The organism is Nitrospira sp. (genome assembly GCA_024760545.1).
Taxonomy (GTDB): Bacteria; Nitrospirota; Nitrospiria; order Nitrospirales; family Nitrospiraceae; genus Nitrospira_D.
The window spans coordinates 1,485,993-1,505,980 of the sequence record CP060501.1 but is presented as its reverse complement, the minus strand read 5'-3'; the positions used below and the strand labels follow the sequence as shown (position 1 = coordinate 1,505,980).

At 55.9% G+C, this 19,988-nt stretch carries 17 protein-coding genes and 2 tRNA genes; 18 read left to right on the top strand and 1 reads right to left on the bottom strand.

Annotated elements, in window-relative coordinates:
- Window positions 1-193: 193 nt before the first annotated feature.
- The 16 genes from H8K03_07205 (at window position 194) to H8K03_07130 (ending at window position 16,296) form a co-directional block, all read left to right on the top strand.
- The gene (locus H8K03_07205; protein UVT21680.1) at window positions 194-1,540 is read left to right on the top strand and encodes a DUF2029 domain-containing protein; all 1,347 of its coding nucleotides are present in this window, start codon (window positions 194-196) and stop codon (window positions 1,538-1,540) included.
- A 108-nt stretch (window positions 1,541-1,648) separates the two neighbouring features.
- A tRNA-Cys gene (locus H8K03_07200) sits at window positions 1,649-1,723 on the top strand.
- Between the two features lie 302 nt (window positions 1,724-2,025).
- The gene (gene hpnH, locus H8K03_07195; GenBank protein UVT21679.1) at window positions 2,026-3,042 is read left to right on the top strand and encodes an adenosyl-hopene transferase HpnH; all 1,017 of its coding nucleotides are present in this window, start codon (window positions 2,026-2,028) and stop codon (window positions 3,040-3,042) included.
- Window positions 3,043-3,162: 120 nt separating this feature from the next.
- Window positions 3,163-3,525, top strand: coding sequence for a hypothetical protein (locus tag H8K03_07190; protein ID UVT22401.1), 363 nt, complete (start codon window positions 3,163-3,165; stop codon window positions 3,523-3,525).
- A gap of 306 nt (window positions 3,526-3,831) precedes the next feature.
- Complete coding sequence (locus H8K03_07185) at window positions 3,832-4,245, top strand: carboxypeptidase regulatory-like domain-containing protein (GenBank protein ID UVT21678.1); 414 nt, start codon at window positions 3,832-3,834, stop codon at window positions 4,243-4,245.
- 223 nt (window positions 4,246-4,468) lie between these two features.
- A complete protein-coding gene (locus tag H8K03_07180) occupies window positions 4,469-4,960 on the top strand; it encodes a c-type cytochrome (GenBank protein UVT21677.1) in 492 nt (163 codons plus the stop codon).
- Window positions 4,961-5,201: 241 nt separating this feature from the next.
- Window positions 5,202-6,914, top strand: a complete 1,713-nt coding sequence (locus H8K03_07175; protein UVT21676.1) for a cytochrome ubiquinol oxidase subunit I — start codon at window positions 5,202-5,204, stop codon at window positions 6,912-6,914.
- Between the two features lie 39 nt (window positions 6,915-6,953).
- On the top strand, window positions 6,954-7,766 hold the full coding sequence (locus H8K03_07170) for a c-type cytochrome (GenBank protein UVT21675.1): 813 nt from the start codon (window positions 6,954-6,956) through the stop codon (window positions 7,764-7,766).
- Complete coding sequence (locus H8K03_07165; protein UVT21674.1) at window positions 7,766-8,701, top strand: ubiquinol-cytochrome c reductase iron-sulfur subunit; 936 nt, start codon at window positions 7,766-7,768, stop codon at window positions 8,699-8,701. Before H8K03_07170 ends, H8K03_07165 begins: the two co-directional genes overlap by 1 nt.
- Window positions 8,702-8,712: 11 nt before the next feature.
- Complete coding sequence (locus H8K03_07160; protein UVT21673.1) at window positions 8,713-9,840, top strand: cytochrome bc complex cytochrome b subunit; 1,128 nt, start codon at window positions 8,713-8,715, stop codon at window positions 9,838-9,840.
- A 35-nt stretch (window positions 9,841-9,875) separates the two neighbouring features.
- The gene (locus H8K03_07155; protein ID UVT21672.1) at window positions 9,876-10,859 is read left to right on the top strand and encodes a hypothetical protein; all 984 of its coding nucleotides are present in this window, start codon (window positions 9,876-9,878) and stop codon (window positions 10,857-10,859) included.
- Window positions 10,860-10,875: 16 nt separating this feature from the next.
- A complete protein-coding gene (locus H8K03_07150; GenBank protein ID UVT21671.1) occupies window positions 10,876-12,735 on the top strand; it encodes a cytochrome ubiquinol oxidase subunit I in 1,860 nt (619 codons plus the stop codon).
- Between the two features lie 56 nt (window positions 12,736-12,791).
- On the top strand, window positions 12,792-13,415 hold the full coding sequence (locus H8K03_07145) for a cytochrome c (protein ID UVT21670.1): 624 nt from the start codon (window positions 12,792-12,794) through the stop codon (window positions 13,413-13,415).
- A gap of 256 nt (window positions 13,416-13,671) precedes the next feature.
- Window positions 13,672-14,388: a cytochrome c gene (locus H8K03_07140; GenBank protein ID UVT21669.1), complete on the top strand. Its 717-nt coding sequence runs from the start codon at window positions 13,672-13,674 to the stop codon at window positions 14,386-14,388.
- A 52-nt stretch (window positions 14,389-14,440) separates the two neighbouring features.
- The gene (locus H8K03_07135; GenBank protein ID UVT21668.1) at window positions 14,441-15,268 is read left to right on the top strand and encodes a hypothetical protein; all 828 of its coding nucleotides are present in this window, start codon (window positions 14,441-14,443) and stop codon (window positions 15,266-15,268) included.
- Between the two features lie 2 nt (window positions 15,269-15,270).
- The gene (locus H8K03_07130) at window positions 15,271-16,296 is read left to right on the top strand and encodes a c-type cytochrome (protein ID UVT21667.1); all 1,026 of its coding nucleotides are present in this window, start codon (window positions 15,271-15,273) and stop codon (window positions 16,294-16,296) included.
- Here the strand turns inward: H8K03_07130 and ubiA are convergent.
- Window positions 16,293-17,186, bottom strand: coding sequence for a 4-hydroxybenzoate octaprenyltransferase (gene ubiA / locus H8K03_07125; GenBank protein UVT21666.1), 894 nt, complete (start codon window positions 17,184-17,186; stop codon window positions 16,293-16,295). The genes H8K03_07130 and ubiA overlap by 4 nt on opposite strands.
- A gap of 105 nt (window positions 17,187-17,291) precedes the next feature.
- Between ubiA and H8K03_07120 the strand changes: the two genes are divergently transcribed.
- Together H8K03_07120 and H8K03_07115 are read left to right on the top strand one after the other, a co-directional pair.
- Entirely contained in the window at window positions 17,292-19,313 is a 2,022-nt protein-coding gene (locus H8K03_07120) for a hypothetical protein (protein UVT21665.1), read from the top strand.
- Between the two features lie 98 nt (window positions 19,314-19,411).
- Window positions 19,412-19,487 (top strand) — tRNA-Thr (locus tag H8K03_07115).
- The last annotated feature ends 501 nt before the right edge of the window (window positions 19,488-19,988 follow it).

Genomic DNA, 19,988 nt, shown 5'->3' with positions numbered 1-19,988 from the left:
CGAACGGATGGGAGTCACTCGTGCCCCAGTCGGATCTCCCCTCGACGCTTGGAAAAGAAATTCCCGTACTGCCTCGTCGGTAGGGGCACTATTTTAGTCCGAGACTCTCCCGCTCCCCGATCAACTTCTAGCCCATCTCACCAAAGAAACGATTGACGCGCTCAGGCGGGTCATGTATCAGTGCCGTCACACGATGGAATCAAATCCCGTCATCCGCCGGATCAATGAGTTTGTCAGGTCGGCTCTGTTTGCGCGATTGGTGAAGATCGGTCTCATCATTGCGGCGGTGGTGCACGGCTACATCATCTCCTTCGGACGGTCGTTCCACTTTCGGGACATCGATATCCATCGAGAGATTGGAAGGCGGTTACTTTCCGGAGAGTATCTCTACGCCAATGACTACTGCTACATGTATCTGCCGACTACCGGCATCTATTTCGCTCCCTTGCTCATCCTAGACAGAAACCCGAGCCTGGCCCTGCGTTACGCCGTCGCTGTCGGATGCTTAGTCCTCACGATCATGCTGTTTTACCGCATGATATGCGGTTCATCGGACTCGAGAGGGTGGGGCCGGTTGCTGGTGGGCGTTGGCGCAGGAGCATTGACGTTGCAATTTATCTTGAATGATCTCGACGACGGCGGCCCACATCTCATCCTGTTGGGCATTCTCACAGGGGGGATCTACGCGATATGGGTGGGGAAAGAACGGCTCGGTGCGGCCTTGATCGGGCTGGGTATCGTACTCAAGATCACCCCTGCTCTCTTCGTACTGTTGTTTCTTTGGAAACGGCAGTGGCGCGTTGCCTGGTACACCATGGTGGCTACGCTTGCCTGGATTGTGCTGCCCATTCTGTATATGGGGCCCACGAGCTGGTGGGAACATCACACAGAATGGACGAGGAATGCTGTCCTGTCTGTGCTCGATCGGCAGGCGGAGGGGCGGCAAGAAAACGAGTTGCAAAAGGCCAATCTCTCGCTCCGACATACCATGCTTCGGTATCTGGTGACCTATCCGCCCACCCATCGGCTTCGGCAAGTGGACCGGGGCTACCAGCCGGTACTGGATCTCTCGTCACCGGTCGCCAATGCGATCGTCGGAGTGGCCGCGCTGAGCCTGCTTGGCCTGTTCGCGTGGTCTAGTAGGCGGGTGTTTCAGGGGCCTGGAGATCCCACCTGGGCGAGGGATTGCGCGGGAACCTTGATGTTGGCGCTGTTCTTTTCTCCTATCACGTGGGACCAGCATCTTGTCTGGATGATCCCGGCGGCCTGTGTCGTCGTCGCCGCCGCCACGAAAATGAGCGGCGGGTTGAGCCCTACCGGATACGTCATGTTGGCGGTCTATGTTGTGCTCACAATGGTGTTGAATTATGAAGTCGTGGGTTCGGCAAGATGGGAAGCCTTGAAAAGCTATCATCATCTCGGTATTGCGATGTTGATCTTGTACGGATTGCTGCTCAGCAGTAGAGGAGAGTGGAGCCATCCGAACCCGCAGCCAGAAAAAATGCATTCCGGCCCGTCCCGTATGGTCAGTGAGGTATAATCTGTCTACCCGAGAGAACCTCCAAAACACTGATGCCGATGCACAATGCGACGTGGGTTGGTCTCGTGTTGTGTTCCAGAAAAGGAAGCGACTATAATGCGCCCCCGGGGCGCCGTACCCAAGTGGTAAGGGAGCAGTCTGCAAAACTGCGATGCAGCGGTTCGAACCCGCTCGGCGCCTCCAAACCGCACTTCGTGTGTACCGATCGCTCTTCATCGTTTTATCGTGACTGATCCGTGTGGATAGAACACTCAAGCGTCTTGTCATGCTTTGCACGTGCCGACGACTCATTACCAATCGCCTCGGGGTTCGTGTATCGCACTGGTCATGAAAAAGTACGAAAGGGTACGAAGGACGGAAAATTGACGGCACCCATGCGAGGTGCTACAATCATCCATTCTTGTGCCTCCAAGTCCAGCTACCGCGTGTAGCTGGTTATATATAGGCCGAAAAAACAACAACGTCAGTTATTCAAGGAGAACGGAATGGCTGTTCCGGTTTCTCAGATGTATACCGTGGCGACGTATGTGCTCTCCCAGAAAATGAAGGGGGTGAAGCGGTATCCCCTCGTTTTGATGTTAGAGCCCTTGTTTCGCTGCAACCTGGCTTGCGCCGGCTGTGGGAAGATTCAGTACCCTGATCATGTCCTCGATAAGCGGTTGACGCCCGAGCAGTGCTGGGCCGCGGCTGAGGAATGCGGCGCTCCCATGGTGAGCATTCCCGGGGGCGAACCGCTCATCCATCCGGAAATGGCGAAGATCATCCGGGGCTTGGTCGACCGGAAAAAATATATCTATCTCTGTACGAATGCGATTTTGCTCGAGCGCAAGTTGGATGAGTATGAGCCATCTAAGTTTCTGACGTTCAGTGTCCACATGGATGGGCTGAAAGATGAGCACGATTTGGCGGTTTGCCGCGATGGAGTCTATGATGTCGCGGTCAAGGCCATCAAGGCGGCGGTCAAGCGCGGCCATCGGGTGACGACGAATACCACTCTGTTCGACGATGCGAATCCCGAGCGAATCAGAACATTTTTCGATGAAATGATGGCGCTCGGTGTCGAGGGTATGACGATCTCACCCGGCTATAGTTATCAAAAGGCCCCGGATCAGCAGCATTTCTTGAAGCGGTCGCGGACCCAGGAACTTTTCTCCAAGATCCTTGCTCGTCCCAAGCCGGGCTGGCAATTCAACCAATCCCCGCTGTTTTTAGATTTCCTCATGGGACGGCGTGAGTACCAATGCACTCCTTGGGGGAATCCGACCTATAATGTCTTTGGATGGCAGAAGCCTTGTTACTTGCTTCAAGAAGGATATGCAAAAACTTTCCGGGAGCTGATGGAGTCGACGGAGTGGGATCGGTACGGCACCGGTAAAAATGAAAAGTGCGCCGATTGCATGGTTCATTGCGGCTATGAGGCATCGGCCGTCGAAGATACCTTTAGCACCGTCTCCGGATTCTCACGAACAGCCAAATTGACGCTCATGCCTACCTCACGATGATTTTGCTCTCGTGAAGCGTCGGTCGTCTCTCGTCGTTCGCAGGGCGATCCCGCGCTTTACGCAATACGTTTCACGAACGACGATCTCCACATGACCGATACGAAGAATCATACAGCTGCGATCGCCGGTTCGCTGGAAGGGCGGGTATTCAAGCCCGTCTCTCCGGCTGAAACAGCAGAGGCGGTTGAGCTCGCGTTCGACTACCGCGGGGACGTGACCTTGACGTTGCGATCCGGCGAATCGGTCATGGGATATCTCTTCAATCGTCAGCTGGATGCCGATAGCTCATATCTCGAACTGTTTCCCTCCGACCGGCCGGATCCCCGGCGCATTCCGTACCAGGATATCGTCACGATTGCGTTTACCGGGGAAGATACGGCGAACGGGAAGTCCTGGGAATCCTGGGTGTCGAAAAAAGAGTCCGAGCGTCGAGCAGAAGCTGCAAAAATTGAGGCGGCCGCGCGCACACAGGGCTACCTCTAAGGTTTTCTCTTGTCCCGCCGATTCTCAGAATCCCAGGGCCGTGAACGGCCTTCCTCCATGAGCAAAAAAGCCAGCCGTTTCGTTGACAAAGATTTTGCGCTGTGCTAGAAACGCCTGCCCGAATGTAGCGCGCTCGCGGTCGTGCAGCGTGCATTTCCTCGTAAGGAGCGAGCGACGAGTCAGCAATCGAGTTCGAAGCTTGGCAGACGAAGTCTGGTTGGACTGCTTGTTTTCGCTTGCTGTCTCGCACTGAACGCTGCATTCCCACCTGTGGTTCCCGCCACCCACGAAGCGGATCACCGTTTCATGGTTGAAGGGTATGTTTGTGGCGCAGATGGCAAGGGGGTGCCGAACGCGGACGTTCTGGTCAAAGACACCAGAGTTTCATATGGTCAGGTTGTGAGGACGGATGGAGATGGCTACTACAAAGCGATGTTTCATCTGCACAACGACAATCTTGGCGATCCCCTTCTGGTAGAGGCGAAGGGCGAGCAGAAAAATCTCAAAATTGAATTCGATCCCAAAGATCTTGAAAGTGAGCGAAAAGTCCGCGTTGATTTCGGCGCCGGCTGTGATGCGAGTGGTCCTCCTGTTTGGCTGTGGTGGGGTGGTGGGGCGATGGTCGCAGCGGTCGGTGGCCTTATCGGTATGAGACTTATCCGTTCTCAGCAGAGGCAAGAACGGGTCAAGGGGAAATCGCAGGGAAAAAGAAAAACGTAATCGCCGTTGACGGTTCATCGGGGGCTGCGGGGTCCCTCGACGAATCGGTGGTATGGGTGGGCGAGGACCGGTGTACAGCGTTATTGAGATGGGTGTAACTGGAGCGCTTTTGTTGGGGGTGCGAACACCTCGACAGAAGCGTTTTTTTTTGGAGGCCGCTTTCTATCCCTCTGTCGCCACGTGTGCGACAACCGTGTGCTTCTTTAGGGAATGAATCGTCGTCATGGCAAAGAAATTGGGTTCGTTTCGTGTTGCGATGGTCATGGGTCTGGGGTTGCTGATCGGCTGCAGTGGTGGTGAAGAAGGCGCAGAGGGTCCGATTGTGCCGCCACCTCCGGCTCCGGCTGAATATGCCGATAAGCATATGCCGTCTGACTGGTGGGGCGATGCCCAAAAGCTGGAAGAGGGACGCAAGCTCTTCATCGGAGAGACAAATCCAGACGTCAATTGTGCCAGCTGTCATGGGAAGGATGGAAAACCGGTGAAGGCGGGTGCCACCGATTTCCGGAGACTCGAGCGCATGAAGCTCTATTCGGACTCCGTGTGGTTTTGGCGTATTGCTGAGGGTGTGCCGAACACCAAGATGAAAGGCTGGAAGAGCAAGCTCTCGGATGAAGACCGGTGGAAGCTCGTGCTCTATGAGCGGAATTTTGCACTGCCGGGGAAGGTCTGGAGCGAGGACAAGAAACAGTGGGTCGATGCCGGCACGAAATAGCGGGAGGTCTTCTGCTTGTGCCAGCCAGGCTCGGGTCGGTTTCAGATGTTAGATGGGGAACATCCCGATAAATAAAACTGGAAAAACTAGGATACTATACCAAGCCTTTTTGAGGCACAATGCACCGAATATTTTTGCCGGATATTGTCCAACATTTCAGTTCTTCGAAGTGTTTGTTTGGCCGGAAGGGTAAGACTAAGATCCTTGACTGGGCTCTTAAAGTAGGGGGCATCGAGACACCGTGAAAAAACTATCGAGCAGTCTCTTGGCTCTCGTTGTGTTGCTTGGGCTGTCTGCGTTAGGTGCACCAATCGTCAACGCTCAGGAGGTTGCAGCGTCTGCGGTGGAGTTCCCGTACACGGGCAATCGAACGGCGGTATGGATCGTCGCACAACTCCATATCCTATTCGCCGCGTTTATTCTGGGCGCGCCAATCTTCGTCGTCATCGCGGAGTGGCTGGGTTATCGGAAGCAAGACCCCCGCTACGATCGTCTGGCCAGGGAGATCACCAAGGTCACGGTCATTCTCTTCAGCATGACGGCTGTGACGGGCGGCCTATTTATCTTCGTTCTGCTTGCCGCCTATCCTCAATTCACGACCTCGTTCATCAATCAGTTCTATATGGTCTTCGCAGTGCTGTATCCGGCCTTGTTTATCGCCGAGACCATCTTGATGTATGCCTACCTGTACACCTGGGATGTCTGGAAAGGTGAGAAGAAAGGGCGGCATATCGCCCTTGGCGTGCTCCTGAACCTCGTGTGTCTGCTCATCCTGTTTGTCATCAACGGTCCAACGTCGTTCATGAATACACCGCCGAAGGCCGAAGGGGTCTCACCGCAGGATTTCATCGCCGCAGCGACCTTATGGGATAAGATCGCCAACCAAAGTTGGTTCCCTCTGAGTCTCCATCGGATCGACGGGAATGTTGCGTTCGGTGGATTCATCGCCGGCTTGATCGCCGCCTATATGTATATGGGCGCAAAGACGCAGGAGGAGAGAGCCTACTACGATTGGATGGGATTTGCCGCCATCTGGATTGCGGTGGGGGGATCGCTCTTACAGCCATTTACGGGACTCTTGTTGGCGTATGAAATGTGTGATTACGATTTTTCGTTCTGCCCGTACATGATGGCTGATCAGCTCTCCATGTTTTTTGAAATGCAGGGCGTCATGATCGGGCTCCTATTCCTGGGCATCAATTATTATAGTTGGCTCAGCGTCAAACGAATTGAAGGAGCGGAAAATGTCCGAATCACCATTCTGGCTCCCATCGTCTTAATCGTGTTGCTCCCTGTCACGATGTGGGTGATGAATAATTATTGGATTCCCGATCCGATGTCGTTGGCATTCCTCCTGCCTCTGACGTTGTCGCCATTCCTCTTAGGTCGGTTCGTTCCCAAGACCGTCTCCGCGCGGACCGTCATCAAGATCGGCTTTATCATCATGCTCATCAGCGATGCGGTCTGGCTCACTCCCGCCGGGTTCGTGGCGACCGGTACGGATATGCCCGATGAGATGAAACTCCCGGAAGGGTGGGACTATTTGTCATCGATGCCGGCCAAGCTTTCCGCGATTATCGTGTTGGTCTTTGTGACGGTCGTCAACTATGTGTTGTATAACCGAACGATCAAGCAAGGCACGATTCTCTGGGGGAAGATCGATTTCGCATCGCAATTTGTGCTGATTTTTTTGGCATTCACGTCCACGTGGATCATGGGGTTGATGGGAGCGGTGCGGTCGTTGCTCAAGAAATATTTCCACACCTATAGCCTGGTGTCGGACCTCAGCGCGGAGTCGTTTACCCCAACACTGTCGTATTCCGCCGGATGGATTACGGCGATTGCAGTGGTGTTTATCGCGATCGTGAGTCTAGCTGCGCTCGTGGCTCTTCGACCCTCCGTGGCAAAGGTGCGGGAGCCTGAGGGGAGTCCTGTTCCTGTCGGGGCGAAGTAATCAAGGAGTAAGGCGCCTACCGAGGAGACGAGAATTCGTATGGGCAACATATTCAAAAAGCTTGTGATAGGCGTGGTGGTCGGTGGCGCCCTGGTTGCTGTCGCGCACTCGCAGGAGTTGCCGTCCTCATTTCAGATGCTGTTCTTCGTCGTCTCAATGATCGGAGCGATCCTCTTCATGCTGCTTGACGCGCAGCCGGTCAAGACGATGAACGGTGGGAAATCCCTCTTTGCCGTCATTGTATTCTGGATCTTTTTGGTGACGGTCTGTGTGGCTGGTGCGTCGCTCTTGCCTCAATTCGACCCTGAAGACGAAAAGACCAAGATCGGGAAGCTTCTAGACCGAGAGAAAAAAGGGTCCGCGCAGGGAAAGGCCGAGGAACTGATCGCTCGCGCCAAGGCGCTGGATGCACAGGTCAAGGCTCTTGAGGAGCGGCTCAAATCGTTGGGTCAAGGTGTGGCCGCGACGCCAACGCCTCCGGCCGGAGATGCGAAGCCCGCAGCTGCCGGCGCGGCGTCCGGCGCTTCCGGCGATGTGATGAAGGTCGGAGAGGAGCAGTGGCAACTCCAGGAATGTTACAACTGCCACAAGCTCAGGGGGGAAGGTGGAAAGAAGCGCGGTCCTGAGTTGGACAATATCGGCACGTTGCTGACAGTCGAGGAGATTCAACAGAAGATTGCCGACCCCAAGAGCTTTATGGCTGAGGGGTACGAGAAGGAATGGCAGAAGGGCATCATGCCCAATAAGTTTAAAGACCTCATGGACCCGAAAGAAATGCTGGCGCTTGCGACCTGGTTGGGTACCTTCAAGAATACCGCGATCAACACCCCGAAGCCTATCAAGAAGAACTAATGCTGCAACCGAAGCTGAAATCCAAGGTCCGGTGCACCGACCTCGACATCGGCGAAGTCACGAAAGTCGTGCTCGATCCGCTCTCGCACGAGATCAGCCACATCGTGGTGTCCATGAACGGCAGTGGTGAGCGACAGATCGCGATGGGCCACGTGCAGGCTGTCACCGAAGACGTCGTCCAGTTGCGCGCGCCCTCACGGGATATCCTGGCGTTGCCGCCGTTCAAACGGGAAGACTATGTCACCACCCATGAAGTGGAGATCTCGCATCTCGAAGACAACATCCATGTGACGCCGGGCGAGGTCCTGGTGCCTCTCCCTGATCTGGAAAAGAACGTCAAGCGCCGCACGTTTTTCATGAATTTTACGCATATCATCGGGTTCTTGATCGGCCTTCCGATCGCCTTCCCCATTCTGCGTTTTCTCATGAAGCCGATGTACGCAGACTTCGACAATGGATGGCTGAATGTGGGAAACGTAAGCAAGATCAAGCAGGACGATGTCGGCACCCAGTTCAAGTATAAGAAAAAAGTGAAAGAAGTGTACATGCCGGAGTACGAAGTCGAGAAGAACGTGTGGATTCTCCGAGCGACTCCGGAACTTCTCGAAAAAGTGTACCAAGGGAAGGACGCTGAATTTCGCGATGCAAAGGGGAAGCCCATCTGGACGAACAAGAAGGATATTCCTTACCTGGCGTTCTCCGGCAAGTGTCCGCATTTAGGATGCGGGTTCAAATGGCGGCAGCACAAAACGCTCGGGCAAGTGTTTCTTTGCCCGTGTCACTTGAGCATCTATGATGCCGCAGGAAAAGTGCTCGACGGTCCCGCTCCACGCTCTCTGGACGCATTACCCCTCAAAGTCTCTGCAGGGGGAGACGTGGAGATTATCGATATGGAGTTCAAGGCTGGTACGAAGTCGCAAGTCCGGATCGTGTGAAAGCTGGCGACATGGACATCAAGCATTCGTCTCCCGCAACAATCCCCGATCAGCAGCCAAGCGCGACTGAAAAGCTCGTCGCCTTTCTCGACGAACGTCTGGGCCTCAAGGAAATGCAGGCCAAGATGCTCAACGAGCCGATTCCCGGCGGCTCTCGTTGGGCCTACGTGTTCGGATCCATCCTGTTGTTCATCTTCGCCATGCAGGCGCTGACGGGCATCCTGCTCATGTTCTATTATGTGCCGACTGCCGATCACGCTTATGACAGTACTCAATATATTATCCACGATGTTGATTACGGATGGTTTCTGCTGAGCTACCATTTCTGGGGATCCAGTGCGATGGTCGTCTGCGTGTTCGCACACATGTCTCAGGTATTTCTCTGGGGTGCGTATAAGAAACCGAGAGAATTACTGTGGCTTGTGGGGCTCGCCTTGTTCGGCATCGTGATCGGCTTCGGTTTTACGGGCTATCTGTTGCCGTGGGACCAACGGGCGTTCTGGGCGACGCTTGTGGGTGTCGAGATTTTGGATAAGACGCCGATCATCGGCGATTTTATGGCCCGGTTTCTGAAGGGTGGAGCGACCCCGGGTCAGATGACGTTGAGCCGATTCTTCGTGATTCACGTGATGATCCTTCCGGCGGCGCTCATGGCTCTCGCCGGGCTGCACCTCTTTTTGTTTCGTGTGGCCGCTCCAGCGGGACCATTTAGCGGGACGCCTGAGGAGATCAAGGCCAAAACCGACTATTTCTTTCCTCGTCAGATTTGGAAAGACATTGTCGGGATGGCATTCGTCTTCGCAGGAATCTGCGCCTTAGCCCTTTGGGAACCGGTCGTTTTATTGGACCATGCCACACCGGACCCAGGGGACTACCACCCTGAGCCCGAATGGTATTTCCTTTTCTATTTCCAATTGCTCAGGCTCAAGTTGTTTGCAGGTCAGTTTGGTCAATTTATGGGCGCCGTCGCCTTACCGGTCGTGTTCATGGCGTTACTTATTGCGCTTCCGTTTTTCGACAAAGATCCCGAACGAAATATTTTCAAGCGACCGATCGCCTTGATCAGCTGGATTGCGATCATGGTGGTCATTGCTTTGTTCACGGTTGCGGCCGTGATCAACCGTGAGTTTCTGGATTAATCCTCACACACGTTATGGCTGAAGAACGCGAATCGATGTCCCCGACGAAGATAGGGTTCGGTATCCTCTGGCCGGCTTGCTGGACCGGTATTCCTATCAAGGCAGTGTTTGCCGTTCTTGCGATGACGATGGGATTGGTGCATTTCGAAGGCAGGTTCGGTCTTGCCTTTTTGATGCTGTTGGCCAGTCCCGTCACCGTCTTTGCCGCTCCCATCATTATGGCTCTCTTTGACACACATTTTGGTGAAGGGATCGGTTTGCCGCTCATTTTCGGGATGTCTATCCCCGTCGACATTTGGGCGCTCGGGCTGGTTGGGCGAACGTTCTTCCTGGAACGGCTTCGGAAGGAGCCTCCCCACGATGGGCTTGGTTTTGCAATTTGGTGGAGAACGGCGCTCATCGGGACCTTCTTTCTTCCGCTCCTCTGGTGGATCGTCAGCCGCGTTACGGAGATCGCCATCACCGCATCGCACTCCATGGCCGAAATGGAAAGCATGAGACATCTCTTCGACACGGGTCTTCCGGTCGCAGAACGAATCGGCCTCGAACTGACGATATGGGGATCCATCTCTTCAGCGGTGCTGATCGTCCTCGCGGTGATCGGTGTGTCCATCCTTGGACAAATCATTCGGCGGATAGCGGAAAATGCCCGCCCGGCGCCTGAAAATTATCAAGGGCTCGTGACCCGTTGGGACTTGATGCGTGTGCCGACTGATCAGGGATTGCTGCTGGCGTCGTTGGCAGGAGCCGGTGTGGTGCTGTCGCTGATGTTTTGGTCCATCCTTCCGGTGACCACACCCCATCCGCATGAATGCTGCAAGAAGCCTGAGGTGGAGGTCGAGCCGGTTTTCAAGCCGATCGAATCATTGAACAAGAATACGCAACGGCTTGCGTCGATCACAGCGCAAGTTGATGCCATCGAACAGCAGAAGGCGGAAGCAAAAGGCCAAAAAGATAAGGGCAAGGGGAAGACCGAAGGCGGGACCACCGCCGATTCACCTGCCAAGACGAAACCGTAACTTGCGAGGTGGTGAGGTGAGTGCCATACGACAGGGGATCGGAACGATACAACTAGCTCTCCGAGCTGTCAGCGGCCATGGCGGATGGCTTGCAGGTCTCTTGTTGACGGCGGTCTGGCTTGCGCTTCCTTCTATCGGCGTAGCTGCGGAAGGCACAGCGACCGGCCCGACCGAGTATCGCGATATTCCCTATATCGGCAGTCGGAACCTGGTGTGGATCGTTGCGCAGCTGCATCTGTTGCTGGCCGGGTTCGTGTTGGGTGTGCCGATCTTTGCATGGCTCTGCGAAGTGATCGCCTGGAGGGGAGGCGAAAAGCGCTACGATAAGCTTGCCAAGGAATTTACCAAACTCCTGACGTCGGCCTATGCGACGACCGCCCTGTTCGGCGGCATTCTGTTGTTTCTCTTGGTGGCGTTCTACCCAAAACTGATGAACTATCTGACGGATGTCTTCTTCCCGTCATTTTTGCTCTACTGTCTCCTGTTCTTGCTCGAGACGGCGACGCTCTATCTGTATTGGTACGGATGGGACGCCATGCAGTACGGCAAGCTGAAAACGTTGCACGTGGTCCTGGGATTCCTCCTGAATTTCTTCGCGCTCTTCATCATGATCGTGCCCAATGCGTGGGCCACGTTTCAGTCCAGCCCAGTCGTCATCTCAGAAGGCACGGCCATCGAACGAGCGTGGGCCGCGACGTGGAATCCAACGTGGTGGCCGATCAACATCCATCGGCTCATCGCCAACGTCGTGCTCGGCGGATACATCTGTGGAGCCTATGCCGGAGTCCGATACTTGTCGGTCAAGAATCCCGAGGAGCGTGAGCATTACGATTGGATGGGCTATGTTGGCAACTTCATCGGCGTCTTCGGCCTGTTGGCCCTGCCGTTTGCCGGGTATTGGCTCATGCGGGAAATCTATCAGTACAACCAGCAGATGGGCATTACCCTGATGGGCGGATTCCTGTCGTGGCTTTTCATCATCCAGGCCATGCTGATCGGTGTCTTGTTTCTCGGGTCGAATTATTATTTCTGGTTGGGGATTACCTATCGTATTCCCGGATCAGAGGGAAAATATCGGCGGGCGATGTTGATGATGCTCGTCAGCTTGCTGCTGTGTCTTGCCGTGTGGATGACGCCGCACTCCCTTGTCGCCAGCATCGAAGAGGCCCAGAAGATGGGAGGGGCTCACCACCCCTTGTTGGGCGTCTTGGGCGTCATGTCCGCCAAAATGACCGTATCCAACCTCATGATTCTTATTACCTTCATGAGTTTCGTCATGTACTGGCGGGCGGGGAAACAAGATACAGCCGGGTGGGCGAAGCTGGGAAAGGCGGTCATGGGGGCCGTGTTGGTATTGGCCAGTCTCGCCGTCATCGTTCTGGGTGTGTGGGGATACTTTGTGCCGGCGATTGTCCGCATCAATTATTTCTCCACGTCCCAGGTGCTGATCGTCATCTTCGTGATTCTGACCATCACACCGTTGACGGCGTTGTTGCTCAAGAGTGCCAAGACGACAACGGAAATGGTTTGGGGCAGTATGCCTCCCCGCGCCGGGTATGCGCTGGTGCTCAACGCCGTCATGGTCATTCTTCTTATGACACTGATGGGCTACGCGCGATCCTCATCTCGGGTCCACTGGCATGTGTACGGGGTTATGCGCGATTCGTCGCCCTATGCCTATTCACCGGCCCTCGGCAGCGCGTCGCTGATCATGGCCTTCTGTACATTTTTCTTCTGCATCCTTGTGGCGTTTATCTTCTGGGTGGCCACCATGGGCGATAAGACCAAGGCTGCTGCCGCGTCGGGGAAAGGCGAGCTGCCGCACGGCATTCCTGCGATGGCCGGAGGAGCGCCGGAGGAGCGGCAACAGGGATAGATGGGAGTCGCGAGTGAACCAGGCAATGAGCTACACACCGAGCAAGTTGGAGAGCCATGAGTGAAGTCGCACAACTACAATTGATCGCACTGTCAATCGTCGGGTTTGGGATTCTCATCCTCCTCTTCATCCGCGCGACCTTTGTCCGGGTGACGGGATTTGTCTTCATTGTCCTCGGGCTGTTTTCGCTCATGTCACTCGCCGTGCCGCAGTTGGCGTCGCTGCCGCCGGCCGAAGAAAAGATCGACATTGCGAGTATCAAGACACCGACCGATATTGCGGCAATCGGCCAGACGGTGTTCTTCAGTAAAGGCCAATGCGCGTTGTGCCATTCCATCGGCCCCAGCGAATCCGCGCGTTGCCCGGATCTGAAAGGAATCGGCGCCAAGTTGAGCAAGGATTTCCTCTATGAAAGTCTGACCGACCCTCAGGCCTTCGTGTATCAGGATTACCGGCATGGCGGCGTGCCCAAGGAATATCCGGCTACGATGCCGCGTATCGACAAAGACCCGATCGGCCTCTCGAAGAATGAAATTTTGGCTGTCATCGCCTTTCTGCAGCAAATGAGCGGCGAGCCGATCTCCGTCAGCCTGTCGGATCTCGAGATACCGGGCCCGGCGCCGAAGGCCCCGGTCAAAGCGGCCGAATCCGCGCTGGTCGCCGAGGCACACTCGCGTTAGCAGGCTGGTGAACCACTATGTTGACATGTGAAAATCTTGATCCCTCGGACGTCATGAACCAGCAGTACATTCACAGGATGTTCAAAAAGACCGTCGATTCTCACCCGCCCACCCCGGCGCGCCACGACGCGCCTTTCCGCGGGCAAGCCCGCAACGAGCAAAGAGGCGAGACGTACTTTTTGTCGTACGTTGAGTCTCTGCGCGATGTGAGAACGCAGCTGGAGGGATTTTTCAACATCCTGCTAGGGAGGAACGTATGGGCTCGTTAGGTAAGCCGATCATACTCATGGTAGCCATGTACCTGTTCCTGAAGTTTGTGCTGCCGAACATACCCGGCTCCGCGCCGCTTCCCTCCAGCCTGATTTTCCTGTATCTCCTCCTGACCGCATCCGGCATCGTCATCTATGAAACGTTGAGTGGAGAGTCTAAAGATGCCTTCTGGGGACCCATGCAGCGGTTCCTGACCGGAGAGAAGATCGGAGGGTTGCAAGCGCTTCGATATGGCGTGCTGGTTTTCTTCCCCCTGCTGGTCGGATGGCAAACCTACGGCAGCACGGCGACGAGCGATCTTCCACCGGTGGAAAGCAGAACGATTCATCCGGCGCCGCCGGGCGAGTATACCGGGCTGTCGAATCCAGTTCCCAAAACCCCTGACAATATCATGCAGGGAAAGGGATTCTACGCGGCCTTTTGTTCCCCCTGTCATGGGGGCAACTTCGATGGCAAGGGACCCGCCGCCCGTGGTTTTATTCCGGCGCCTGCCAACTTCGCCGACCCAACGACGATCGCGATGTTGCAAGAGAGCTATCTGTTCTGGCGCATCAAGAAGGGCGGAGTCGGTCTTCCGATCGAAGGGACACCATGGAAGTCCGCGATGCCTCGTTGGGAAGTGGAATTGCCGGATGAATGGATTTGGAAAATCATCATGGGCGAATACGACGGAGCCCATCAATCCCCGCGAACATGGGAGTAAGCGCGCGAGGAAACGCGCACGGGTCTAGATGTGTAGGGAGAACGAGGCCAGTATGAAACCGGCGAATCGGGTAGTGAGACAGGTTCTGCGGAGTGGGACAGCAGTGATCGTGGCCATGGTTCTCGGTGCAGCATCGTTCAGCTTCGCTCAGGAGAGCGTGGCGGTTCGAGCGACGCTGATGACTGGCGGGCTGCCCCTGGACGATCCGAACGCTGCGGCCTGGACCAGCGCGGCGCCGGCTTCCTTTCCCATGTCGCCACAGGTGCATTGGAAGGACCGTATTCAAGAAGTCACCGTCAAGGATGTGTCCGTGCGCGCGTTGCACGACGGCAACCAGGTCGCGATCCTTCTCGAATACAGCGATCCCACCCAAGATCCAGACGATGCCGCGGCGCTCGAATTCATGGTTGGGGACAAGAAATCTCATTTTGCTCACGGCCAGCCGATGTTGCAGGTGGAAGGTGGGCCGGTCAATATATGGTTTTGGAAACATAAGGTGGACAAGGCCGTCGATATGAGTGCCAAGGGTTTCGGCACATTGAAGCCGCAAGAGCATCAAGATGTGAAAGCGAAGGGCGTGTACTCAAACGGGACCTGGAAAGTGGTCTTTTCCCGTAATCTATCGACTGGCCACGACGAGGAAGATGTCCAAATTACGCCGGGGCAATTCATTAGCATTGCCTTCGCGGTATGGGACGGACGGAAAGATGCCGCCGGAGAGTTGGTCGAAAAAGGATCTCAAAAGGCCGTTTCGTCCTGGTGGTATTTCCGGGCCGATGCGCCGCCGGATTATTCCGCTTATATGTATGCGGCGGTTGCCGCGGCATTGGCCTTGGGATTTCAGTTTGTCCTGATCCGAAAACTCAAGAAAGGGCAGTGAGCATGAAGGCGGCAAAGCTGGGTGTCGTGGGATTGGCGCTTGGAATGATGGGAAGCTTGGCTTTGGTCGCCGGTGGCTGCGCGAACGAGCAGGAGAAGCGGGGGAAGGAACTCTATACGCACTACTGCAGCGATTGTCATGGCCCGAGCGGCAAGCAAAACGAAGGATTTAATTGGTCGGCCATGCCTGACCCGAAGCCGAAAGACTTGTCCAATAAGTCGGAGATGGGCACGTTCAAGGATGAGGAACTTTTCAATACGATTTCACGGGACATGTTGGACACCAGCGAAGAAGGTGGAGATGAGATCGGGGACGACGATTTTGCCGTCCCGACGATGCCCACGTTCAAATACACGCTGTCGGAGGATGAGATCTGGGCGATCGTCGGACACGTGCGCACGTTGCATGGCATGAAGATGGAGTTCAACGTCGCCGCGCGCAAGACCTCGCTCGAAGAAGGTATGAAGGCGGCGCAGGCGAAGTTCGAACAGGCCAAGCAGGCGTATGAAGCAGCCGAAACGAAGGCGAGCGAGGAAGCGGAACGGAAAAGCGAAGCCTTGAAGAAGGATGTCGAAGTGGACGAATCCGCGTATGCCGCCGAGCAGGCAGCCATGGTCCAAGCCAAAAAAGAGATGGATGTGGCCCAGGTTGCGCTGAACAACTTCTCGACAAGGCCGGGAAAAGGCCTCAGTATTCCCAGGCCTGATCTCACGGTCAAGCCGACGGAAGCCACACAACTGGCTGACCGTGGGAAGAGACTGTATGAAAACAAGTACGGCTGCAACGGCTGCCACGGCCTTGCCGGCGAGGGTGGTAAAATCGGACCGAGCCTCGATCGGGCAGGGTTTCGGCTGAACGCCACCTGGATCTACCGCTGGCTCAAGAATCCTCAAGCCATGGATTCGGCAACACGCATGCCCGCATTGGGATTGAATGATGCGGATGCGAAGGCTGTGACCATGTACGTGTCCACGTTACGTGCTGAGAAAGCGGAGCCTGTCGCCGAAAAACCGGTCGAAAAGCCTTAAGCCAACACGCCCGCCAGCAGTCCAGCAAGGATGATTACGCCAACCCAGACATGCGCTCGAAACATGACAAAGGCTTGTGATGGCGTAAGAGGTCCTTGTAGCTGACGGATCTGGAACAGAAAGAACAGGATCGCTCCCGAGAGAACCGCGTAGTAAGGCCATCCTAGCTGAGTCAGCCATCCCGCTACGATCAAGAAGGCCACCATGGCCCCGAAGGCCAGGCCGACTCCATAGTGCACGAACGAACCAAAGTACAGGGCAGCGGACTTGACCCCGATGCGTCGGTCGTCCTCTTGGTCTTGGATGGCGTAGATGGTATCGTAGGCGACCGCCCAGGCAGCCGTCGCTCCGAAGAGGCACCATGCCGGCGCCTCCAATGTTCCTTGTACTGCGGCCCAGGCCATGACCGTTCCCCAACCAAAGGCGATGCCGAGTACGGCTTGGGGGATATGGAGCCACCGTTTGGAATATGGGTACAATGCCGCTAGAAAAACTGCCACCGGGGTAAGCCAGGCCACGATGGGGCGAAGGAAGAGCAGAAGGCTTGCGGCCGCGAATAACAGTACGCTGAGCAAAATATAGGCATGGCGTCGCGATAGCTCACCCGAAGCCAGCGGACGCGTCTTCGTGCGGGAGACCTGCCGGTCGAACGATTGATCAGCCAAATCGTTCAGAATCACACCCGCACTCCTCATCAAGAACGAGGCGACGATGAAAATCGCGAGCAAATGGGGTGGCGGAATCCCCCGAGCGGCAAGGACCAGGGACCACATGGTGGGGAATAATAATAAGTAGGTACCAGTCTGGTTTTGCAGACGAATCAATCGCGCAAGAGCGGACCAAGGAATCCCTGAGGAAGTCGGGGAAGAAGACACCGCTGGAGTTGACATGCAGGCGACCTTAGCCTAGGGGGAAAAGGGCTGTCAATGCGCTTTCCCCGGTTGTGACGCTCATAGGGAATTCGGTATAACCACAGCGTGAGAGGACGACACACAATGCTGACCAGTTGCTTCCCACCGCGCCGATCTCTTGCGACGTCTTGCGTGGCTCTGTTGCTGGTCTTGTCGGTTGTCGGCTGCTCCTTGCTGAAGCGCGGGAAGGAGCCGATCTATTCCCAACCGATTCCATTAACGCCGGCCATATGGTTCTCGCCCAGCGGCACCACGGCGGAGGTCCCATTCCAGAATGCGTGTGGCGAGTCGGCGTCATTCCCCTTGGCCCAGGTTCTGAAGGGGTCGGTCCCGAAAAAGTTGAACGAGATATTTACCGGCATCACTGCCCAGAGCCTGCCTGAGGAGACTCTCGACTCCGATGGTGTGATTGAAGTGGGCGTGGGACTTAGACGGATCGATCTTGCCATTCCGAAGCACGCGCCGGGGACATATCCGGCGACGGCGACGGTGGGGGTTGAAATGGTGTTTTTGGCCCGTGATGGGGCTCTACTCTTCAGCAAGAAACTTACCGGCACCGGGCGGGGGACCGTCACGGTCGGTGATCAGTCTTGCGAGATAGCGGGGGTGGAGGCAATCGTTCAGGAAGCCATGGACTCAGTGGCCGACGGCCTGGCGAAACAGATGGCGCAATCCGTCCAGATCCGAGAATACGCCGCCCAGCGTGATACGTGGGTTCCCATGGCTGCGCGTCTGCGTCCCACTGCGGTGGCGCCGACGGCTGGGACAGCCGCGGTACCCCCTGCGGCGGTACCGGAGATGGTGGAGCAGCCATCTGCCGCTCCAACAGACGTGGCCCATCCGGTGCAACTCAGCTTTCGTGCCATTATCCGAGACGAAAACCGTGACCAGTTGCTGGGACCAGACGAAGCGATCACGATCGAAATTGAAGTCAAGAACGAGGGATTGACGGAAGCTAAAGACGTAGCCGTTACCGTCGAAGGAAAAGCCGAGGCAGCCTCCCTGTTTCCCCCCGAGATCTTAATCGGCGCGCTCCAGCCGGGAGAGATCAGGCGTACTTCAATGACAAAACGAGTCACGGTTCCAGAACGAGCCCATCCGTTTGAACTGACGTTGAACTTGCGGACTGCCAGCCTTCTGGAATCCGTTCCGCCGCCAAAAATATTCAGCCTTGGAGGCAAGCCCAAAAACGCGGCTGCGGTGTCGGTTCCGGATGTCGACCATATGCCCAAGTCTCTCGCGGCATTCAAACAGCCGAAAGCCGTCATTATTTCGATCGGAGTCGGAACCTTTCGTGACAATCAGATGCCGGAGGTCAAGTATGCCGGCCATGATGCGGCGGTGATGGCGGAGTATTTGCACACCATCGGGAGCGTTCCGCGCGAACGCATGAAGATCTTGCTTGATCGTCAGGCTCTGCACCGGGAGTTTGAAGAGACGTTTGAGCGATGGCTTCGCAAGCGGGCGGACGCCGAGACCGTCGTCTATGTGTTTTTTGCCGGGCGGGCGCTGGTGGATGGAGCGACCGGTGCGGTGTCGCTCGTGCCGTTTGATGGAACACCCTCTGAACCGAAGCAGCTCTATCCGCTCCGTCGGCTGCAAGAATCTCTTTATCGGCTGTCTATCGAACGAGCCATTCTGATGTTCGATGTCTCGCTGGAGCCATCTCCGGGCGCCAATCTTGCCGCGATGCCGTCACCTGATTGGATGTCCAGTGCGGGTGAAGGGCGAAAAGATGTGGAGATGTGGATGGTCGGCAATCGTCACCTGCAAGAGGCTCACGCGTTCGAAGAAGGGAAACACGGGTTGTTTACGTATCATCTCTTGCGAGGGCTGCAAGGGATCGCGGATGTGGATCGGGATGGCACCATTGTCGCCGGGGAACTGTGTACGTATGCTCGGGGGCAGGTAGCGCGTATCGCTCGTGAACAATTCGGGAACAAACAGGATCCGCTCTGCTTGCCGTCGGTGGGGAAGGAAGCGATGGTCAGAATCCATCCGTTGGCCAAAGGGAATAACCCCAAGCCGGCTCCCACCCCACGGCAGCCGGAACCGTCAGCCGACTCTGTTGGTCCGACTCCAAATCTGAAGCCTATGGGCCCATAGCGCCAGACGAGGCCGATTCGCTTCATTGACAGGCTTACCGATGGCCGTTATCATGCCTCCGAAATCGGGCCGTTCCATCCCCTCCGTCTTACCAAGGCGCCGGCGTAGCTCAGTTGGTAGAGCAGCGGTTTCGTAAACCGCAGGTCGCCCGTTCAATCCGGGTCGCCGGCTCCAGCACTGCCCCAGGAATGTTGTGACGTCGTAGTCATCAGAAACGACTCCCGGTATCTTTTCATCGATCCTCAGGTACTTGCGGAGTTGGTTGGCTGTCGGTGGCCGGTAGAAGGTGGAGTCGTTGCCGACCGTGCGAAAACAGGGCTCTCCATTATAGAGATACTGGCAATACTCGCCCAGACATTATCGCGCAAAGGTCGTCTTCTCGTACTGCTTCAGATAGATCTGGCCCCGCCAGCCTTCATACGTCCAGGTGGAGGTCCCGAAGCGAATGAGTGGGGAGAGCGGCATAGGGGAGGATTCTACCGGAGCAGGGCCCGGGAGTCAGCATTCGCTGACGAGGATGGATCAGGTGTGCTGGCGAACTGCACCTCTCCAGGATGAGAGGCAAAGGCCCACCACAACGTATGTGATCGCGATCGCAATTAGATACTACTTAGAGTCGTTCCACACGTTCCGGTCGACCAGTTTCTGAAAGAACAGGCCACTACTCGCGCCATG